Origin of the sequence: Lentzea sp. NPDC102401, assembly GCF_044765805.1 — a bacterium.
Taxonomy (GTDB): Bacteria; Actinomycetota; Actinomycetes; order Mycobacteriales; family Pseudonocardiaceae; genus Lentzea; species Lentzea sokolovensis.
Window position 1 is genome coordinate 210758 of the sequence record NZ_JBIWKS010000002.1, and the last position, 18371, is coordinate 229128.

General features: G+C 69.0%; 23 protein-coding genes. 17 read left to right on the top strand and 6 right to left on the bottom strand.

All coding sequences use genetic code 11. The annotated features are described in order from the left end of the window. Window positions 1–4 precede the first annotated feature (4 nt). The 7 genes from ACIRG5_RS06915 to ACIRG5_RS06945 are packed head-to-tail and all read left to right on the top strand — an operon-like array spanning window position 5 to window position 5237. Entirely contained in the window at window positions 5–181 is a 177-nt protein-coding gene (locus ACIRG5_RS06915) for an MbtH family protein (RefSeq protein ID WP_093588364.1), read from the top strand. After that, window positions 178–405: an acyl carrier protein gene (locus tag ACIRG5_RS06920; RefSeq protein ID WP_319973562.1), complete on the top strand. Its 228-nt coding sequence runs from the start codon at window positions 178–180 to the stop codon at window positions 403–405. The genes ACIRG5_RS06915 and ACIRG5_RS06920 overlap by 4 nt, the downstream gene beginning before the upstream one ends. Beyond that, entirely contained in the window at window positions 405–1706 is a 1302-nt protein-coding gene (locus tag ACIRG5_RS06925; protein ID WP_402901360.1) for a hypothetical protein, read from the top strand. Before ACIRG5_RS06920 ends, ACIRG5_RS06925 begins: the two co-directional genes overlap by 1 nt. Beyond that, entirely contained in the window at window positions 1703–2719 is a 1017-nt protein-coding gene (locus ACIRG5_RS06930) for a 3-oxoacyl-ACP synthase III family protein (protein ID WP_402901363.1), read from the top strand. Before ACIRG5_RS06925 ends, ACIRG5_RS06930 begins: the two co-directional genes overlap by 4 nt. A 13-nt stretch (window positions 2720–2732) precedes the next feature. After that, entirely contained in the window at window positions 2733–4586 is a 1854-nt protein-coding gene (locus tag ACIRG5_RS06935) for an HAD-IIIC family phosphatase (protein ID WP_402901365.1), read from the top strand. Beyond that, window positions 4579–4824, top strand: a complete 246-nt coding sequence (locus tag ACIRG5_RS06940) for an acyl carrier protein (RefSeq protein WP_093588359.1) — start codon at window positions 4579–4581, stop codon at window positions 4822–4824. Before ACIRG5_RS06935 ends, ACIRG5_RS06940 begins: the two co-directional genes overlap by 8 nt. Further along, window positions 4821–5237: a VOC family protein gene (locus ACIRG5_RS06945; RefSeq protein WP_093588358.1), complete on the top strand. Its 417-nt coding sequence runs from the start codon at window positions 4821–4823 to the stop codon at window positions 5235–5237. The genes ACIRG5_RS06940 and ACIRG5_RS06945 overlap by 4 nt, the downstream gene beginning before the upstream one ends. On the opposite strand, the gene map is transcribed toward ACIRG5_RS06945, so the two are convergent. Beyond that, window positions 5219–6046 (bottom strand): type I methionyl aminopeptidase, encoded by an 828-nt coding sequence (map, locus tag ACIRG5_RS06950; protein WP_402901368.1) that lies wholly within the window; start codon window positions 6044–6046, stop codon window positions 5219–5221. The two genes, ACIRG5_RS06945 and map, sit on opposite strands and share 19 nt — an antisense overlap. Window positions 6047–6169: 123 nt before the next feature. Between map and ACIRG5_RS06955 the strand changes: the two genes are divergently transcribed. The 5 genes from ACIRG5_RS06955 to ACIRG5_RS06975 all read left to right on the top strand — a co-directional run bounded on the left by ACIRG5_RS06955 (window position 6170) and on the right by ACIRG5_RS06975 (window position 11242). Further along, entirely contained in the window at window positions 6170–6724 is a 555-nt protein-coding gene (locus ACIRG5_RS06955) for an EF-hand domain-containing protein (protein ID WP_402901371.1), read from the top strand. 63 nt (window positions 6725–6787) lie between these two features. Further along, window positions 6788–7492, top strand: coding sequence for an NUDIX domain-containing protein (locus tag ACIRG5_RS06960; RefSeq protein ID WP_402901374.1), 705 nt, complete (start codon window positions 6788–6790; stop codon window positions 7490–7492). 100 nt (window positions 7493–7592) lie between these two features. Further along, the gene (locus ACIRG5_RS06965) at window positions 7593–8090 is read left to right on the top strand and encodes an NUDIX domain-containing protein (protein WP_402901377.1); all 498 of its coding nucleotides are present in this window, start codon (window positions 7593–7595) and stop codon (window positions 8088–8090) included. A gap of 240 nt (window positions 8091–8330) precedes the next feature. After that, window positions 8331–9215: a hypothetical protein gene (locus tag ACIRG5_RS06970; protein ID WP_402901379.1), complete on the top strand. Its 885-nt coding sequence runs from the start codon at window positions 8331–8333 to the stop codon at window positions 9213–9215. Continuing rightward, on the top strand, window positions 9212–11242 hold the full coding sequence (locus tag ACIRG5_RS06975) for a hypothetical protein (protein WP_402901381.1): 2031 nt from the start codon (window positions 9212–9214) through the stop codon (window positions 11240–11242). Before ACIRG5_RS06970 ends, ACIRG5_RS06975 begins: the two co-directional genes overlap by 4 nt. Window positions 11243–11281: 39 nt before the next feature. Here the strand turns inward: ACIRG5_RS06975 and ACIRG5_RS06980 are convergent, their stop codons facing one another. Beyond that, entirely contained in the window at window positions 11282–12106 is an 825-nt protein-coding gene (locus ACIRG5_RS06980) for an alpha/beta fold hydrolase (RefSeq protein WP_402901383.1), read from the bottom strand. Window positions 12107–12291: 185 nt separating this feature from the next. Then, window positions 12292–12582 carry a hypothetical protein gene (locus ACIRG5_RS06985; protein WP_402901386.1) on the bottom strand — a complete coding sequence of 97 codons (291 nt, stop codon included), beginning with the start codon at window positions 12580–12582 and terminating at the stop codon, window positions 12292–12294. Window positions 12583–12641: 59 nt separating this feature from the next. Between ACIRG5_RS06985 and ACIRG5_RS06990 the strand changes: the two genes are divergently transcribed. Then, window positions 12642–13112, top strand: coding sequence for a MarR family winged helix-turn-helix transcriptional regulator (locus ACIRG5_RS06990; protein ID WP_402901389.1), 471 nt, complete (start codon window positions 12642–12644; stop codon window positions 13110–13112). Window positions 13113–13197: 85 nt separating this feature from the next. Then, complete coding sequence (locus tag ACIRG5_RS06995) at window positions 13198–13470, top strand: hypothetical protein (protein ID WP_402901392.1); 273 nt, start codon at window positions 13198–13200, stop codon at window positions 13468–13470. Window positions 13471–13476: 6 nt separating this feature from the next. On the opposite strand, the gene ACIRG5_RS07000 is transcribed toward ACIRG5_RS06995, so the two are convergent. After that, window positions 13477–14034: a hypothetical protein gene (locus ACIRG5_RS07000; RefSeq protein ID WP_402901395.1), complete on the bottom strand. Its 558-nt coding sequence runs from the start codon at window positions 14032–14034 to the stop codon at window positions 13477–13479. Between the two features lie 28 nt (window positions 14035–14062). Between ACIRG5_RS07000 and ACIRG5_RS07005 the strand changes: the two genes are divergently transcribed. Then, on the top strand, window positions 14063–14470 hold the full coding sequence (locus ACIRG5_RS07005) for a winged helix-turn-helix transcriptional regulator (protein ID WP_402901398.1): 408 nt from the start codon (window positions 14063–14065) through the stop codon (window positions 14468–14470). A 51-nt stretch (window positions 14471–14521) separates the two neighbouring features. Here the strand turns inward: ACIRG5_RS07005 and ACIRG5_RS07010 are convergent, their stop codons facing one another. Next, complete coding sequence (locus tag ACIRG5_RS07010) at window positions 14522–15997, bottom strand: tannase/feruloyl esterase family alpha/beta hydrolase (RefSeq protein WP_402901401.1); 1476 nt, start codon at window positions 15995–15997, stop codon at window positions 14522–14524. Between the two features lie 93 nt (window positions 15998–16090). On the opposite strand from ACIRG5_RS07010, the gene ACIRG5_RS07015 reads away from it, so the two are divergent. Continuing rightward, a complete protein-coding gene (locus ACIRG5_RS07015) occupies window positions 16091–17632 on the top strand; it encodes a serine/threonine-protein kinase (RefSeq protein WP_402901402.1) in 1542 nt (513 codons plus the stop codon). 66 nt (window positions 17633–17698) lie between these two features. Beyond that, the gene (locus ACIRG5_RS07020) at window positions 17699–18172 is read left to right on the top strand and encodes a cupin domain-containing protein (RefSeq protein ID WP_402901405.1); all 474 of its coding nucleotides are present in this window, start codon (window positions 17699–17701) and stop codon (window positions 18170–18172) included. A 2-nt stretch (window positions 18173–18174) separates the two neighbouring features. Here the strand turns inward: ACIRG5_RS07020 and ACIRG5_RS07025 are convergent, their stop codons facing one another. Next, window positions 18175–18369: a ferredoxin gene (locus ACIRG5_RS07025; RefSeq protein WP_402901407.1), complete on the bottom strand. Its 195-nt coding sequence runs from the start codon at window positions 18367–18369 to the stop codon at window positions 18175–18177. Window positions 18370–18371 lie beyond the last annotated feature (2 nt).

Here is an 18371-nt window from a genome sequence, read left to right on the forward strand (position 1 = left end):
CGACATGACTCATCGAGTCGTCATCAACGACGAAGAGCAGTACTCGCTCTGGCCCGCGCACAAGGACAACGCGCCGGGGTGGCGGGACGCGGGGGTCAGCGGAACGAAGGACGAGTGCCTGGCGCACATCGGTCGCGTGTGGACGGACATGCGCCCGCTCAGCCTGAGAGGACGGTCATGACGTTCACCGATGTGGTGGCCGGAGCGCTGGACGTCGATCCGGCGCACGTCACCGACGACGCCGGCCAGGACACGCTGGCGAGCTGGACCAGCATGCGCCACATCCAGCTGATCGTGATGCTGGAGGAGGCCTACGGACTGTCGTTCGACTATGAGGAGATCGCCGACGCGCGCACCGTCCGGGACGTCCGGGAAGTGCTGCGGGCCAAGGGGGTCGAGGTCTGATGGACGTGCGTCTGCGCTGGCAGGAGATCGCGAAGACCGAAGTCCGCCCAGTCGTGAGTGTGGGGCTGCTGGCGAGCTACACGATCGACCCGCTGATGCCGTACGTCGGTGTCGCACTGCACGACGCCGGACTGCCGGTCTCTTTCAGCACCGCGCCGTTCAACCAGATCGTGCGGCAGTGCCTGGACGACACGTCGGCGATGGCGCTGGCGAGGCCGGACGTGCTCGTCGTGGCTCCCCGGTTCGAGGAACTGGGTGACGAGCTCCAGACCGCGGTCGACGCCGCGCTGTCGGCGGCACGGCGCTGGAAGTCGTTCCTGGTCGTCGTGCTGCCCGCGGTGCCGGAGGAACGGGCGTTCGGGCACCTCGACGACGGGCGGGCCGCGGGAACGGCCGCCGCGGCCCACGAGGGCAGGGAAGCGATCCGGGCCGAGCTGGCAGGTCGTCCGGACGCCTGGGTGGTCGACGCCGAGCAGGCGATCCGCGCGGTCGGCACGGCCAAGGCCCATCACGCCGCGATGTTCAAGTTCGCCAAGATCCCGTACACCGAGGCGGTGTTCGGCGAGCTGGGAGCTCAGCTCGCAGGCGTGCTCCGGGCGGTGTACGGGCTGACGCCGCGGGTCGTCGTGGTGGACCAGGACTCGGTCGCCGCGTTCGACGAGCCGGTGAACCGGCTGCGCGAGTCCGGTGCCAGGGTCGTGGTGCGGACGGGCACGGAGGAGGTCGCGGCGCTGGCCGTGGCGGCCGGTGTCCCCGCCGAGTCCGCGGTCCTGTTGCGGCTGGGCGCCAAGCCCGACGCGTGGCGGGACGAGCTCGTCCGGTCCGGGCTGCTGGACCGCCTTCCCGCCCCTGAGGTCACCGTCCAGCGCGTTCGGCGCACCGCCAGGGAGACGGTCTCGCTGGACGACTTCATGGCGGGACTGAACGTCGAGGTCGACCTTCAGCCCGTGGGGCCCGACTCGGCCGCCAAGGTCGTCGAGGTCGTGTCCAGGGCCAAGGACTTCACGCTGGGCAACGAGAAGCTCGACCTGTCCGAGGACCGCGAGGTGTTCGCGGTGCGCGTCAGCGACAAGTTCGGCTCGTACGGCGTCAGCGGCGCCGTTGGCATCACCGCGGACGGCGTCGTGGACGTGTTCTCACTGTCCTGCGTCGTGCTCGGCAAGGGAGTCGAGGACGTCGTGCTCCAGCGGCTGCGCGAAGAACACGGCGACATCGCCTTCCGGCACCGCCGCACCCCGCACAACCAGATCACCGCCGGATTCCTGACGGACGCCGGAGCCAGAATCGAGGAGATCCCGTGACCGTCCACTTCGGAATCATGTCGCTCGGCCACGTTCTCGGGGATCCCGTGGACGTGGCGTCCGCCGCCGCCGGCTACACCGGCGACGTCGACCGCGTGCTCGGCTGGGGCTACCGGACGTTCCACCGCGCGAAGGACGGTGTCGGCCTCACCGACCTGGCCGCCGAGGCCGGTGCCAAGGCGCTGAGCAACGCGGGCGTCCAGCCGCACGAGGTCGACCTGATCGTGCTGGCGATGTCCGACCTGTCCGAGCACCTGTACTGGGACGCCGCGGGCGCCACCCAGGCCAAGATCGGCGCGAACGGGTCGGAGAACGTGCTGCTGACCCAGGCGTGCGGCGGGGGAGTGGCCGCGTTCGACGTCGTCGCCGGCAAGTTCGCCACGCACCCGGACTACCGCACGGCGCTGATCATCGGCGCCAACCGGGTGTGCGAGCCGTACTGGAACCGGATGGAGATCAACACCAGCATCTTCTCCGACGGTGCGGCGGCAGCGGTGGTCCAGCGTGACCACCCGCGCAACCGGTGGCTGAACACCGAGATCATCAGCGACGGCCGGTACGCCGACTTCATGATGATGGACGTCGGCGCCGCGGCCAGGCCCTTCGCCGGGCAGGCGGACGTGGGCGTGAAGAGCCCGCAGAAGCGGCTCGAGGAGTTCTTCGCGGGCGACATCCGCAAGATGTTCGAGTTCGTCTCGACGATCCGCACGAACAACCACGAGGTCGTGCGCCGGGCCTGCAAGCGGGCCGGCATCACGCCCGCCGACCTGCGCAAGCTCCTGCACCTGCACGACAGCGTGCCGGCGATGACGTTGCTGGCCAAGGACCTCGACCAGGGTCCTGAGTGGACGAACACCGAGGTCTCGCAGGCGTACGGGCACGTCGGGTGCGCCGACCAGCTGATGTCGCTGGAGCACTACCTCACGACGGAGGAGCTCACCGAGGGCGACGTCGTGGCGCTGACCAGCACGGCCAGCGGCATGCACTGGCTGTGCACGCTTCTGGCGATCTGAGGGGGAGAACATCGTGGAGACCAAAGAGATCCTGGCGCGGATCCGCCAGTTGACGAGACCGGACGCCGCCGCCGACCCGGCGCTGCTGACCGATCTCCAGCAGTTGAGGGACATTCCGGCGTTGCTCGAAGCCGGGCGGCTGCTCGCGAAGGTACCGGCGGGGCTGCTGGGCGAGCTCAAGCCGGTGAAGATCGCGATCACCGGCACGTTCACCGCGTCCGGAGTCGCACCGCTGTTGCGGGTCGCGTTGCTGGGCAAGGGGATCGCGCCGGAGATCCACGTGTCCGGCTTCGACCAGCTGGCCGTCGACCTGAGCAGCCCCGACTCGCCGCTGGCGTCGTTCGCACCGCAGGTGACGCTCTGCCTGCTGCACGACGACTGGTTCGTCCCGGCGGAATGGGACGACGTGGAGTCGTTCGACAACAACGTCCGCGGCCGCTCGTCGATGTTCGACAACCTGGTCCGCGCCTTCACCGAACGCTCCGGCAGCGCGGTTCTCGTGCACACCGTGCCGTTGTCGCCGGTGGAGATGCGCGGTGTCGTGGCGTTCGACTGCAGGGCCGCGCTGGGCCGGGCCTGGCGCGACCTGAACAGCGACCTGCTCGGCATGGCCCTGCGCCACGACCAGGTGCACGCGCTGGACCTGGAGGCGTACCTGGTCGACGCCCCGGCTCGGCTGCGCGACGAACGGCTGTACCGGTTCGCCAGCGCGGCCTGGACACCCGAGGTCGAGCAGGTCTACGCCGCCGAAGCCGCGAACTTCTGCCGCGCGTTCCTCGGCCTGGCCAAGAAGGTCCTGGTGCTCGACCTGGACAACACGCTGTGGGGCGGTGTCGTCGGTGACGACGGCCCGAGCGGCATCCAGATCGGCTCGATGTACCCCGGCAACGCGTTCCGCGAGATGCAGCGCCGTGCCGTCCAGCTGCGCAAGCAGGGTGTGGTGCTGGCGCTGGCCAGCAAGAACGAGGCCGCGATCGTCGACGAGGTCCTGAACGACCACCCGGACATGGTGATCCGCCCCGCCGACATCGCGGCGAGCGCGGTCGACTGGCAGCCCAAGGACCACAACATCCGCGGGCTCGCGAGCCGCCTCAACCTCGGCCTGGACAGCTTCGTCTTCGCCGACGACAGCACGTTCGAGACGCAGCTCGTCCGCGGTTCCATTCCCGAGGTCACCGTCGTGCACCTGAACGGCGATCCGGCCGACCACGTGACGGCGTTGCAGCGCAACGGTTCGTTCGACGTGCTGACCACCACGGCGACCGACCGCGACCGCACGCAGCTTTACAAGGCCCGTGCCGAACGCACCGAGTTCGCCGGCTCGTTCAGCTCGGTGCAGGACTACCTGCGCAGCCTGGAGATCCAGGTCTCGGTCCGCGAGGCCGACGAGTTCAGCCTGCCGCGGCTCGTCCAGCTCGGCCAGCGCACCAACCAGTTCAACATGATCGGCACCTCGCACGCCGAGTCCCGCACGCGGGAGATGGCCGCGTCCGAGGACCACGTCGTGCTGGTCTTCGAGGTCGCGGACCGGTTCGGCGCCGAGGGCATCGTCGGCGGCGTCTGGGTGTCGAAGCACCACGACCACTGGCTCGTCGAGAACTTCGTGATGAGCTGCCGGGTCTTCACCCGCGGCGTCGAGCACACCGTCGTGCAGCACATCGCCGACCGCGCCGCGTCCTCGGGCGCCGTGCGGCTGGAGGCCGACTTCGCGGCCACCGACCGGAACAAGGCCGCGGCCGCGTTCTACCCGGACGCCGGTTTCGAACGCCTGGCGGAAGGCCGTTTCGCACTGCCGCTGCAGCCGCGGCCGCAGATCAGTCCCGCGTGGACGAACCTCGTCGTGGAAAGGGAGTCGGCCGATGTCTGAGGTTTTCGTGGAGGTCGCGGACCTCGTGGGCCAGGTGACGGACCTGCCGGCCGAGGACATCTCGGCCGACGCGCGGTTCGACGCGCTCGCCAACTGGACGAGCTACGACGCGTTGCGCCTGCTCACCGGCATCGAGCAGAAGTTCGCGGTGCGCCTCGACCTGCAGGAGTACTTCGCGATCAAGGACGTCGGCAGCCTCGTCGCCGCCGTGTCGAGCGCGCAGGAGAAGTCGGGATGATCCTGCGCATCGACCACGTCGGCGTGGTCACCAACGACATCAAGGCCGCCGCGTCCGGCATGGGCCTGATGGACCTGAAGTGCACCTACGAGGACGACGTCGACGTCTACGGCGTGGCGACCTCGTTCTGGCAGTGCCCCGGCGACACCACGTCGATCGAACTGGTCGCGCCGGTGCGTCCCGACGCCGCCGTCCACGGACACCTCGCGCGGCTCGGCCCAGGCCTGAACCACGTGGCGTTCGAGGTGGACGACATCGACGCGGACCTGGCGGCGCTGCAGGACCGCGGCGCGATCCTCGTCGACGAGAAGCCGTGCCAGGGTGGACGGCCCGGGCTGCGGGTGGCGTTCGCGCACCTCGGGCCGTCGACGGGCCTGCTGGTCGAGCTCGTGGACTACGGCAACCGCGCCTGAGTCGACTCGGAGGCCTCAGACCCCGTCTGAGGCCTCAGTTCGCTCTTGCGGCGCGTCAGCACCAACGGCCCGTCCTCGGTGATCGCGACGGTGTGCTCCGAGTGCGCCGTGCGCGACCCGTCGGCCGAACGCAACGTCCAGCCGTCCTCGTCGTAGATGATCTGGTCGGTCGTGGCGGCGAGCCACGGCTCGATCGCGATGGTCAGCCCGGGCTTGAGCTTCATCCCGTGCCGCCGACGCCCGTTGTTGGCCACGTGCGGCGCCTCGTGCATGGTGCGCCCGATGCCGTGCCCGCCGAACTCGAGGTTGGGCGTGTACCCGAGCCCGGTGCAGACCTCACCGATCGCCGCGGAGATGTCCCCGATGCGGTTACCGGCCTGCGCCACCTCGATCGCGGCCGCCAGCGCCACCTCGGTGGCCCGGACCAGCCGCAGGTCCTCCTCACGCGGTGTACCGACGACAACGGTCATCGCCGAGTCAGCCGCCCACCCGTCGACGGTGACCGCGATGTCCATCGTCAGCACGTCACCGTCCTCCAGCACGTAGCTCTTGGGCAGCCCGTGCAGCACCGCGTCGTTGACGGCCAGACAGGTCACGTTGCGGAACGGCCCACGCCCGAACGACGGCGAGTAGTCCCAGTAACAGGACACGGCGCCGCGCTCCTCGATCATGTGACGCGCGTGATGCTCGAGGTCTAGCAGGTTCACGCCCACCGCGGCCCTGGCGGAGAGCTCGTCGAGCACCTCCGCGATGAACTGGCCGGTGACATGCATGCGCTCGATCTCCGCGGGCGACTTGAGCTCGATCAACGTGTTCCTCCATCAGCGGGTGCCGGTATAACTATACCGGCTTCGCGGAACCGGCTGAACAACACCACCCAGGAGAGGGACGCGCGTTGCGCCGGCGGCCCGGCGTCACCACAGTGCCTGGTCATGAAGCAGGTGTTGCAGCACAGGATCGACTCGACCTTCGCCCACTACGACGTCAACCGCAACGGCGTCATCGAACTAGCGGACATCTACGCCCTGGCGAACCGCCTGCTCCAGGCGTTCGGCGAGCCAGCGTCCTCGGAACGGGGTCGCGAACTCATCGAGGCCTACGACCGCTTCTGGGAGATGCTGGCCGACCACTGCGACACCGACCGCGACGGCCGCGTCGGGCCCGATGAGTACCGCGAGGCCATGATCGAGGCGTTCGTGGAGGGTGGCCCGATCGCCATGGACTTCCTCGAGGTCGTCCAATCCCTCCTGGTCATCATGGACACGAACGGTGACGGCCGCGTGGACTCCGCCGAGTTCGGCGTGCTGCTGAAGGCGCGCGGCCTGGCCGATGCCGACTGCGCGACGGCGTTCGCGCACCTCGACACCGACGGCGACGGGGCGATCAGCGTGCACGAATACGTCACGGCCGTGCGGGACTACTACACGAACCCGGCGGAGGACACGCCCGGTAGCTGGCTGTACCCGAAGGCGTTGCAGCGCGTCTGACCTGGGAACGGGGGCCGACGCGCCCACGTCGTCGGCCTCCGCTCGCCTTGTACGCTTCGCGCCATGAGCCGCCGTCCTCGGCAGACAGTCGCAGTCACCGCCGACCTCGTGATCCTGACGATCCGCGGCGGCGTTCTGTGTGTGCTGGTCGTGGAACGCGGCAACGATCCCTTCGCGGGACAGCTGGCGTTGCCGGGCGGCTTCCTGCGCGGCGAGGAGAGTCTCGATGAGACGGCGGAGCGAGAGCTCGCCGAAGAGACCGGCCTGGATGCGAAAAACCTTCACCTGCAACAGGTCGGGGTGTACTCCGCGCCTGATCGCGATCCTCGTCGCCCGCGCGTGGTGACGTGCGCCTACCTGGCCATCGCCCCCGACCTGCCGCTGCCTGCCGCGGGCACCGACGCGCGCGCCGCCCACTGGCTGCCGGTGACCGGCGTGCAACGCTCCGGCCTGGCATTCGATCACGGCGAGATCCTGCGCGACGCCGTCGAACTGGCCCGCGCCGAACTGCAGTTCCGCACGATCGCGACGGCGTTCTGCGCTGACGAGTTCACCATCGGCGAGCTTCGCGAGGTGTACGAGGCGGTCTGGGGCGTGGACCTCGACAAGCCGAACTTTCACCGCAAGGTCACCGAGTCGGCTGGGTTCGTCGAGCCGAGCGGGGCGAAGCGGCCGAGCCTGAACGGCAGGCCCGCCGCGCTGTACCGCGCGGGTGGCGCGGTCACGCTGTCGCCGCCGATGATGCGGCCGCGACCTGCGGGCTCCTGACGCCTGTCCTTTCATGTCGGTTTGACAATTGGCTTCCTGAGGCGAAGTCATGCTGTCAAACCACTTGATGTCGATCTGACAATAACCTAATCTCCTCGGTATGGCTGATGACACGGAACCCGGCCGCGGTCGGCTCACCGCGGACGTCGTGTTGTTCACGAAGCAGGGAGGTGTGCTCGCGATTCTCCTGGTGCAGCGCGGAAAAGAGCCGTTCTTCGCTGCTCTCGCGCTGCCTGGTGGATTCGTCGAACCGGGGGAGCGCACGGCCGACGCGGCGGCGCGCGAGCTCGGCGAGGAGGCCGGCATCGTGGTGACGCGCGATCGGTTGAAGCGGTTCGGGCGCTACAACACGCGCGGCCGTGATCCGCGAGGTGCCATCGAGAGCGTGGCGTTCCACGGTTACGTCGCAGGGGCGCCGGCTCCGGTGGAAGGGGGTGACGCCGCGGCTGCCCGCTGGGTGGGGCTGGGCGAGTTCTTCGACGTGAACACCGCGGTCGCGTTCGACCACCGTGACATCGTCTCGGACGCGATCGCCCACAGGTTCGGCTTTCGCTATCGCGTGGAATCCGCGTCAGATGTCCACTTTCCGGGCTTCTGAACGTCCTTTGAGGACTTCTGGACAATCCGGCGGAAAAGTTTGACGCGAAACGTGCGACGGGGTTAGTCTCCTCCGCGCCGCGGGCCGATGCCCCGCGATCCCTCGAACGACACCCACTCGCACTGGGTGCTGTCTTCACCTTCTCCACCTGAACGAACCGGCCGTGTCGCGGACTCGCCCTCCGCTCTTTCGTCGCGCGTAGAAACGACCCGCTGTGGCGGATCGTGTTGGGGTGAAACGATGATCGTGATTCTGACCGCGTTGCCGGTCGAGCAGGAAGCGGTGCTGGAGCACCTGGTGGACGTCCGCGAGCACCGGCACGCCCAGGGCACGTTGTTCGATGTCGGTGCGCTCGTCGGCCGGCCGGACCGGCAGATCGCCCTCGGCGTGACCGGACAGGGAACGCTGGCCGCCGCCACGCTCACCGAGCGCGCGATCGCCGAGTTCTCGCCGTCCGCCGTGCTGTTCGCCGGGATCGCGGGAGGCTTGCGGGCCAAGCTCGGCATCGGCGACGTCGTGGTGGCGACCAAGGTCTACGCCTACCACGGCGGCAAGAGCGAGAACGACGAGTTCCTGGTGAGGCCCCGATCTTGGGAGATCTCGCACGACCTGGAGCAGCTCGCGCGCCGGGTCCGCCGCCACCGCGCGTGGTGCGGACCGCTCGCGCCTCCCGGTGAGGCACCCACCCCGGAGGTGCACTTCGAGGCGATCGCCGCGGGTGACGTGGTGCTGAACTCCGCGACCTCGCCGATCGCCAACGTCTTGCACCACAACTACAACGACGCCGTGGCGATCGAGATGGAGAGCGCCGGGTTCGCCCTCGCGGCGCACCTCGCGGGCCGGATCGCCACGGCGACCATTCGCGGCATCAGCGACCGCGCGGACGGCACCAAGTCCGTCACGGACGGCCAGGGCAGCCAGCGACTCGCCGCGCGCAACGCGGCGGCCTTCGCTGTCGCCCTCGCCGCCGCGGTCCACGAGGACACCGGCACGAAGAGCGGTTCCCCGAAGCCCCTGTCACCGATTCGCAACCGGAACATCGCACGAGAAGGCGCCACCGTCGGTCAGCAGAACGGTGTGAACACGGGCGCCTTCACCATGAACGTGACGCGGGAGAACCGATGAACTACCCGCCAGGCAGCCACAACTTCGCCCAGCCGGGCGCCAACGTCGGCCAGCAGAACGCCGTGAACTACGGCGACACGGCCGTCCACGTCGAGGCGATCTACCACGTCAACCAGGGCGACCCGCCCGAGCATCGCCACAACGTCGCCCGCAACTTCCTCGCCGCCGGTGTAGCGCGAGAGGCCGAACGCCTCTTCGGCGACCTGTTGCGAGAAGGTCAAGTCACCACGCAAAGGGCCTACTACTACGCACTTTCTGTCGTCAGCGGACGTTCGTGCGGCGAGGTAGGCGGCGAACTGTTCAAGAACGTCCGCGACGCGCGCAAGATCGCGCAGTCGCTCCCGGACGACACGTGGCAGGACGCCTTCACCGTGGTCTGGCGTCTGTTGCACCTCGTGCGAGGCGAGACCGCGACGGATCGTCCCGGTGAGAACGTGGACGACGTTCTCGCGGCGTTCGGCACACTGCCCCCGGACCGACAGGAGGAGATCACCCAGCATCTGGCCACGATTCAGGACGGCGTCACGCAAGCCAGTCTGGAAGGCGCGTACGCACACCGCGTCGTGACCCAGCGGATGTCGAACAACCGCGTCCAGCGGGCCTGGAAGTTCTTCGAAGCGGAACCCGCGCCGCCGCGCCCGTTCGTGGCGGCCGAGACGAGGCCCGAGCAGAGGCATTGGCTTCCGGTCGTCTTCGGCGGTTTCGCCGTCCTCATCGGCCTGCTCAGCAGCTTCACGGGCACGTCGTTGCCCGGAGTCCTGCTCGCACTCCCGATCGTGGCCGGCGGCGGCGTTCTCCTGGTCCGCCACGGCGCACAACGGTTGGGAGCGACGATGTGGGGGCAGATCCGGCTCAGCCAGGTCACCCCGCCGCCGTACCAGCCAGAGCCGCGCTCACCGGGTCACTGGGTGCGGACCGACTTCGTCCAGGAGATCCACCGGATCGTCGACAGCCGGTTCACCGAGGCACGGCCGCACGTCGCCGGAGACTGGCCCACCTACACCGCGGGCATCCGGGCACACCTCAAGCACCGTTTCGTGGCCCTCTACGGCAATGCCCAGGTTCCGGCGGGCGGGGTGAGCTGGCTGGCCCGCTGGCACGCCCGCAAGGTGGCGGAGGGCTGGAGCAGCAACGCGTTGTTCCAGACCGCCGTGCGATCGACGGAACGCGACACGCTCCTGTACCGCGTGGGCATGGGCGTCGCCATCGCGGGACTGGTCGTGCTGACCGCCTCCGGTGCGATCGCGGCGGTCATCTTTCTCGCTCCCGGCTTCTTCTTCCTCGTCAACGGAATCATCCGGATTCGTGGCCTGCAGAAGATGAGCGCACTGGCTCGCGCCCACGACGAGCACATCTTCGCCGCGGAGACGCAAGGGTACGAGGACTGGCTGCGGGTGATGGCCGACCGCCCGTCCGACGGCGAGATGGCCCGCTGGCTGTCGATGGACAAGATCTGCCTGAAGAACGACCTGGTGCGGCGCAACAACCTCACGACCCATGACCTCGTGACGCACGTGGTCATGACCGAGGGAGCGAACGGTGCGAACCGCGCCCGCGTGCTCCACGGTCCGCCGCGCTACTCGAAGTACGAGGTGCAGATCTTCCTCCTCACCCGCAGCGGCGTGCGCGAAATGAGGGTGGAACTGGACTTCCTCACCGCGGAGGCGCGCAACGAGCGGCGCAACCTCTTCCGTTACGACGCTCTCGCGTCCGCCAGCGTGACCGAGGTGGGCCTGCGTACCACCCGCGGCGAGGGTGACGGCACCAGGGAGGTTGAGAAGCTGCGCAGCCGCAAGTTCCGCCTTACCCTCGTCAACGGCGCGGACATCACCGTCGTCGCGGAGAACTTCCGCAACGCCGACGACGCCGTGCTGGAGGACGAATCCGAGCTGTACCTCGTGGCGCTGCAGACCTCCGGCATCGACGCCGCACTGCCCGTTCTGGAGGCGGTGGCGGCGGAGGGCAGCGACTGGATCGACCGGGAGCAGGAGCGGCGCGAACGCTGGTCCCGCGAGTGGTACGAGTGACGACCATGCCGGGCGCGACCGCGCCCGGCACGAGCCGCGTCAGGATCGGATGAACTCCAGCAGGTCGGCGTTGATCACGTCCGCGTGAGTAGTGGGCATCCCGTGCGGGAAGCCCTCGTAGACCTTCAACGTCCCGTTCTTCAACAACGGCGCCGACAACAACGCGGAGTCGGCGATCGGCACGATCTGGTCGTCATCCCCGTGCATGACCAGCACAGGAACGGTGATCTTCCGCAGATCCTCGGTGAAGTCAGTCTGCGAGAACGCGACAATCCCCTCATAATGGGCAAGCGCGGACCCCATCATCCCCTGCCGCCACCAGTTCCGGATCAGGGCCTCGCGAGGTTCGACCCCGTCCCGGTTGAACCCGTAGAACGGCCCGGACGGCAGCGCCAGGTAGAACTCCGAGCGGTTGGCGGCCAACTGGGCCTGCAGGTCCTCGAACACCGAGAGCGGCAGCCCACCGGGATTGGCGGGAGTCTGCACCATCAACGGCGGCACGGCCGCGAGCAGCGCAGCCTTCGCCACGCGGGACTCGCCGTGCCGCGCGATGTAGTGCACGACCTCGCCGCCGCCCGTCGAGTGTCCGATGTGGACGGCGTCGTGCAGGTCGAGGTGCTCGGTCAGCGCGGCCAGGTCGGCGGCGTAGTGGTCCATGTCGTGGCCCGTGGCGACGTGGGACGAACGGCCGTGGCCGCGGCGGTCGTGCGCGATGACCCGGAAGCCCTGCCGCACGAAGAACAGCATCTGGGCGTCCCAGTCGTCCGACGACAGCGGCCAGCCGTGGCTGAACACGATCGGCTGTCCGGTGCCCCAGTCCTGGTAGAAGATCTCGACGCCGTCGGGGGTGGTGATCGTGGGCATGTCGTTTCTCCGTCCTGTGTCGCCTTCGGAAGCTACTCCTCGATTTAGTAATATATCGTGACTATCATGATGAGTGACTAGTTGGGAGATGTGGAGGGTCACCACGCTCGATCGGTGCGGGTCAACGAGGTGCTGCGTGAGCGCTACGTGGTGTCCCCGCCGTTCGAGCACGCGGGCACGCCGCTCTAGGGCATGGAGGTCCGCAAGGTCAAGGCGCCGGACGTGTTCATCCCGACCGTGGTCCTGCCGGGTGCCGAGAAGTTCCCGAGCGTCTGGCGTGGCCAGGTCGAGGAGTTCACGCGGGTGTCCGAACAACGCCTCTGGATCAACAGGGCGCGCACCGCGCTGGTCATCGAGCACGTGCGGCTCGACCACGAGAACCGCCGCGCGATCTTCGTGGGCGACGAGCGGTTCGAGGCTCCGGACAGCCGCGTGTTCACGGCCGGACCGGGCAGCCGATCTTCCACGTCGAGCACTCGAAGTCCACCTGAGGGAGGTCCTCGGCCGCGTGCTGGTCCGTCGTTAGGGTGTTCCGATGGTCACCCGCGCGGAACGCAACGCCTTGAATCCCGATCTGGGAGTCCTGTCGGGCCGCCTGCTGTTCGCGGTGCAGCGCGAACTCTTCCAGACCCTCGCCGAGCTGGGGTTCGGTGACCTGAAGCACCGCCATGGCGCGGTGCTGGCCTATCTGGACCCGGAAGGGGTGCGTGCGACGGACCTCGCGCACCTTTCCGGGCAGCACAAGCAGATCATCGGCACGCTGATCGACGAGCTTGAAGCGCTCGGCTACGTCGAACGGCGGCCGGACCCGAGCGACCGCAGGGCGAAGCTGATCTGCCCGACCGAGCGCGGGCTCGCGCAGATGCGGGCGGCGGACCACATCATGGCCGCCATGCAGGAACGGCACGCCGAACGCGTCGGCAAGGGCGAGTACGCGCGCTTCATGCGCATGCTGGCCGACATCACCGAGCACCAGCGCCTCGCCGGCCGGTCCACACAGGACTGACCGGCCAGCCGCTCACGCTTTCGCGGCGCGCAGGATCACGTCGGCGACCAGGTCCGGGTTCGACGCGCCACTGGACCTTTCCCGTGTGGCCGTCGTGGGTCACTCGGCCGGTGGGTGCGCCCGGCCTGTCCGACCCGGCCTGTACGCGGTCACGTCGCCGGTGGAGATGGCGGACGGCGGTGTGCCGGTGCTCGCGATCCACGGTGCCGCGGACGAGGTTGTTCCGGCGGAGTTCAGCCGCACGTGCGCGAAGTCGCACGCTCTGGCGGAGTTCGTGGAATCGCCCGGTGGCGACCACTTCAGCGTCATCGAACCCGACGGGCACGCGCGGAAGTGGTTGAGGGAGAAGCTTTCCTGACGATGGTCAGATCCGGCGGTCGACCGCGATCCAGTTCGTCTCCCACGTCGTTCCGCCGTCGCCGGAGAAGGCCTGTTCGAACCTGGCCCTGTCCTGCCCCTGGCGGAACACGAGGAACCGCACCTTGATCGGGCGGCCGCCGAGCTGGTCGTCGCCGTAGAACTCGCCCGCGCCGTCGCGGAAACCGCCGAACACCGCCGGCGTGAGCAGCCCGTCGCGCAGGCTGACGAAGCTCAGGCTCCAGCGGTTCGCCTGCGGTTCGAACAGCCGCAGGTTCATGCCCTCGATGCGGCCGCTGTCGCCCGCGATCTTGAGCTCGACGACGTTCGCCCGCCGGTCCATGAGGGGACGTACGAGGCTGGTGCCGGTGAACTGGAGCCATTCGTCGGCGGACTCCGACAGCGGTTCGGCGAGCACGCGCACGCTGGTGCGCCAGTTGCCGATCTCCCAGTCGAAGTCGCGCTGACCGTCGGTGGCCTGAGGTTCGGCGGCGGACGCGGCCGTCGCGGCCACCATGAGGAACGACAGGACCGCGATCAGGATTCGCTTGTGTGGCAAGGTCATGGTCTGACTATCCGAGCGGAGTGCGGCCATGGACAAGAAGGCACCTTCGGGTAACCCCTCGCGCCCCAACGCGTTGCCCGGCTGCCCGATGGCCGCCGCGTTCGCCGCGATCGGCGGGAAGTGGAAGCTGACCCTGCTCTACTGGCTGGCTCACGGGGAGTCCCACTTCGCCGGGCTGCGCCGCCGCGGCGCGCCCATCACGCCCAAGGTGCTGGCCGAGCAACTGCGCGAGCTCGAAGCCGACGGGCTCGTCGAACGCGTGGAGACCGGACCCGTTCCGGCGCCGGTCATCTACCGGCTCACGTCTTACGGGGAAACGGTTCTGCCCGTCGTCGAAGGGGTCCGGGTGTGGGGTGAGGCGCATCTCGTGCGTACTCACGGCGAGGCCGCGCCGACCGACGCGATGAGCTGTGGCGGTTCACTCAGGGGGCGATGACGACCGGGGACGGCGACGAATTCCGCCGCCGTCCCGAACGGCCGGTCCGACCTAGACGCAGCGGTAGCTGGAGGCCGCCTTCGGGTCGCCGTGGACGTACCGCGAGGTCTTCGGGTACGCGCACAGGTTTCGGGTCGAGTCGGCCGTGGCGGCGGTCAGCGTCGCGGGAGCCTTGCCGCGCTCGACCCAGTCGACGAGCTGCCCCAGGGCGTTCGTGGGCTGCGGGCCGTTGCCGCCGAGGCAGTGGTCGACGCCGGGCGCGGTGAACAGGCGGTAGAAGTCGTTCACGTAGCCCATGCGCCGCTCGACCTGGTCGCGGTACTGCAGCGTGCCGCCGGGCGGGATCAGCTGGTCGTTGGTGCCGACGAACGTGATCAGCCTGCCACCCGAGCGCCGGAACGCCGACAGGTCGGGGTCCGAGGTGCCGATGATGCCGTCGAACTCGCGGACCGACTGCCGGAACAGGTCGCGGTACTGGGCGTAGGTGAGCTTCGAGGTGTCGAAACCGGGCTGCTTGAGCAGGAAGCTCTGCACCCACTGCGCGGCGACGGGGAAACCGGGGCCGGGGAAGCCGGGAATCGTGCCCGCCAGCCAGACCGGGTCGGCGCCCTTCGGCAGACCTGGCCAGAGGTTGCGGCCGCGTTCGTCGGTGGGGCCGTCCCAGATCTTGCGCATGACGTCGGCGTCGGCCTTGGACACCGTGACCTCGTTGCCCTCACACAGGATCTTCGCGCCGATGAGCTGACGCGGGTCGTAGCCGCACCGGTCCGGCCGGTCGACGATGCCGTTCGTGACACCGTCCTGCGCGTCGCACGCCTCGACGGCCGCCTTCTGGAACGCCTGCAGCACGCAGTTGCCGACGACGTGCCCGTCGTTGCCCTGCACGACCTGCGGCCACAGCGTCGCGACGGCGAACTGGGACCAGTTCACGGCGGGAGCGTTGGCGAGGACGCCGTCGTAGTCGTCCGGGAACCGCTGCGCCTCCGCGTAACCCTGGCGGCCACCGGTCGAGCAGCCGCTCCAGTAGGAGTAGCTGACCGAACGCTGGTAGTGCTTGCGCACGACCTGCTTCGCGATCACGGCCGCCTCGTGCACCGACCGCGTGGCGAAGTTGGTGAGCAGCGTGCGGTCGATCTCGCCGTTCTTGAGCGCCCAGCTCGTGTTGAGGCCGTCCAGCACGCCCGCGTCGGTCGTCACGGCCGCGTAGCCGTCCTTCACGGCCTGGGTGAACGGCGCGCCGGTGTCACCTGCGGCGTACGCACTGCCGCCGACGCCCTGCAGCCGGCCCGTCCAGCCGGTCAGCGGGAGACCGACGACGACCTTCACGTGGTCGTCGGCGTGCGTGAGCGTCACGGTGATCTCGCAGTGCTCGGGACGGCTCACGGCGTCCACGGACTCGATCTTCGCACCGGCGGGGGCGGTGACCGCGACCGTCGTGCAGTTCGGGGTGCTCGCCGATGCCGGCGCGAGGGGCGCCAGCCCGGTCAGGAGCAGCGTTGTAGCCAACAGCTTCGTCAGTCGTCTCACGCCGCGCGACGTTAAGCGGGGCCTCCGGCCCGTCGCGCCCGTCAGGTGACGCTGCTCGTGTACGTCACTGGACCGGGTGAAAGACTGCCGCGCATGCGCGAGGTGGGCAACAGACGCTACCGGCTGGAACGCGAGCTGGGCCGGGGTGGCATGGGGGCCGTGTGGCTCGGAAAGGACACCGTTCTCGGGCGCGACGTCGCCGTGAAGGAACTGCTGCTGCCCGTGGGCGTGCCGGCTCAGGAACGCGCCGTGTACCAGGAACGCGTGCTGCGCGAGGCACGCATCGCCTCGCAACTTCAGGACCCGGCCGTGGTCACCGTCTACGACCTCATCTCCGAGGACGACCAGACGTTCATCGTGATGGAGCTGATCAACGCTCCGACACTGGAGTCCCTGGTCGAAAGCTCCGGACCGCTGAGCGTCCGCGCGGCCGCGACGCTCGCGGGCCAGCTGCTGAACGCGCTGGAGGCGGCGCACTTCTCCGGCGTCGTGCACCGGGACGTCAAGCCCGGCAACGTGATGGTGCCCGGCAGGGGCACCGCGAAGCTCACCGACTTCGGCATCGCCCAGTCCGTCGACGATCCCCGGCTGACGGCGACCGGCACGTTGATCGGCTCGCCCGCCTACATGTCCCCGGAACGTCTCGCGGGCGGCGAGGCCTCGCCCGCCTGGGACCTGTGGGCGTTGGGGGCGACGCTGTTCTTCGCGGTGGAGGGACGCGGCGCGTTCGACCGCGCGACCACCTCGGCCACGATCCTCGCCGTGATGAGCGAACGCCCGGTGCCTGGGGTCGCGGGCCCGCTCGGCAAGCTGATCACCGGCCTGATGGAACCCGATCCCGCGCGCAGACTCGGTGTCGCCCAGGCACATCGGCTGATCGACCGCGCGCTCGGGGACCTCCACCCGGCCCGGCCTTCGGTGGACGGCACCCCGACCCTGGCCGTTCCGACGCTGAAGGTGGACGTCGCGGCTCCGCCCACGTCCGGCCCCGTGGTCATCGGCCAGTTCGCCCCCGCCCCGGTCTTTCCCGTTCCCCCGCGCCGGAAACGCCCGGTCGGACTGATCCTCTCGGCGACGCTGGTCCCGCTGTTCCTCGTCGGCGCGCTGGTCCTGGTGTACTTCACCGTGTTCAAGCCGATGTTGACGAACATGGGCGTGGGCGTGCCGGACGGCCCGGCGAGCACCGCCGCGATGCAGCCGGTACTGACCCTCGGCCCGGACGGCGACATCAAGGGCGACACCCTGATGGCGTTCCGCAACTCCTGTCTCACCTGGCTGCCCGCCAAGGACGCGCGGAAGATCCAGACCAAGGACCGCGTCGGCTGCTACGCCGAGCACGACGTCGAACTGCTCGACACCGTGCTCGCCAGCACCGAGATCGAGAAGGACGTGGCGTACCCCGGTGCCGAGCAGCTGACCAAGCTCGGCGGCACCGGGTGCACGCGCACGTTCCTGTCGGACAAGGTGACCGGCCAGGAGAAGGAGAAGACCCTGCGTTACTGGGTGATCATCCCGACCGCGGAGGCGTGGAAGGTCAAGACGGAGAACGGGTACCGCAGCTCCAGCCGCCTCATCCACTGCTTCGTGGGCAGGGCGGACGGCTCGAAGCTGGTCGAGCCGCTGATGAAGCAGTAGTTGTCACATCCTCGTGGGCAATCCGGTCTTCCTGGTGAAGGAACCCACGAGCAAGGGATGAACACCATGTCCTACCCCGAGAAGGTCTACTTCGGCGAAGCCGGCGAGGTGAGCGCGCGCTACCGGCCCGCGAGCACCCCGATCGACAACGGTGTGCCCGGCAGCGGCATCCACTACCTCGCGACCACCGAGACCACGCGCGGCGAGTTCGGCCTGTACCGGGTCGTGATGAGGCCGAAGGCGGGAGGTCCGGCGACGCACTTCCACCGGAGGATCTCCGAGTCGTTCTTCATCCTCGACGGCACCGTGCGCCTGTACAACGGCGACAAGTGGGTCGAGGCGGGGGAGGGCGACTTCCTGCACGTTCCGCAAGGCGGGTTGCACGCCTTCCGCAACGACTCCGACGCACCGGCCGAGATGTTGCTGCTGTTCACGCCCGGTGCGCCGCGCGAGGAGTACTTCGAGCGGCTCGGCGAGGTCGCGGCGGCCGACCGCGCCGCGTTCCTCGACGAGCACGACTCGTACTTCGTGGAGAACTGAGCTCAGTCCTCCACCGCGATCGCCGAAGCCGGGCACACGGCGGCCGCGTGCCGGACGTCAGCGAGGCGCTCCGACGGCGGGCTGGCGTCCAGCAGGTCCACCAGACCGTCGTCGTCGCGCTGGTCGAACACGTCGTCCGCGGCCAGCACGCACTGCCCGGCGCCGACGCACTTCCCCTGATCCACCGTTACCTTCACGG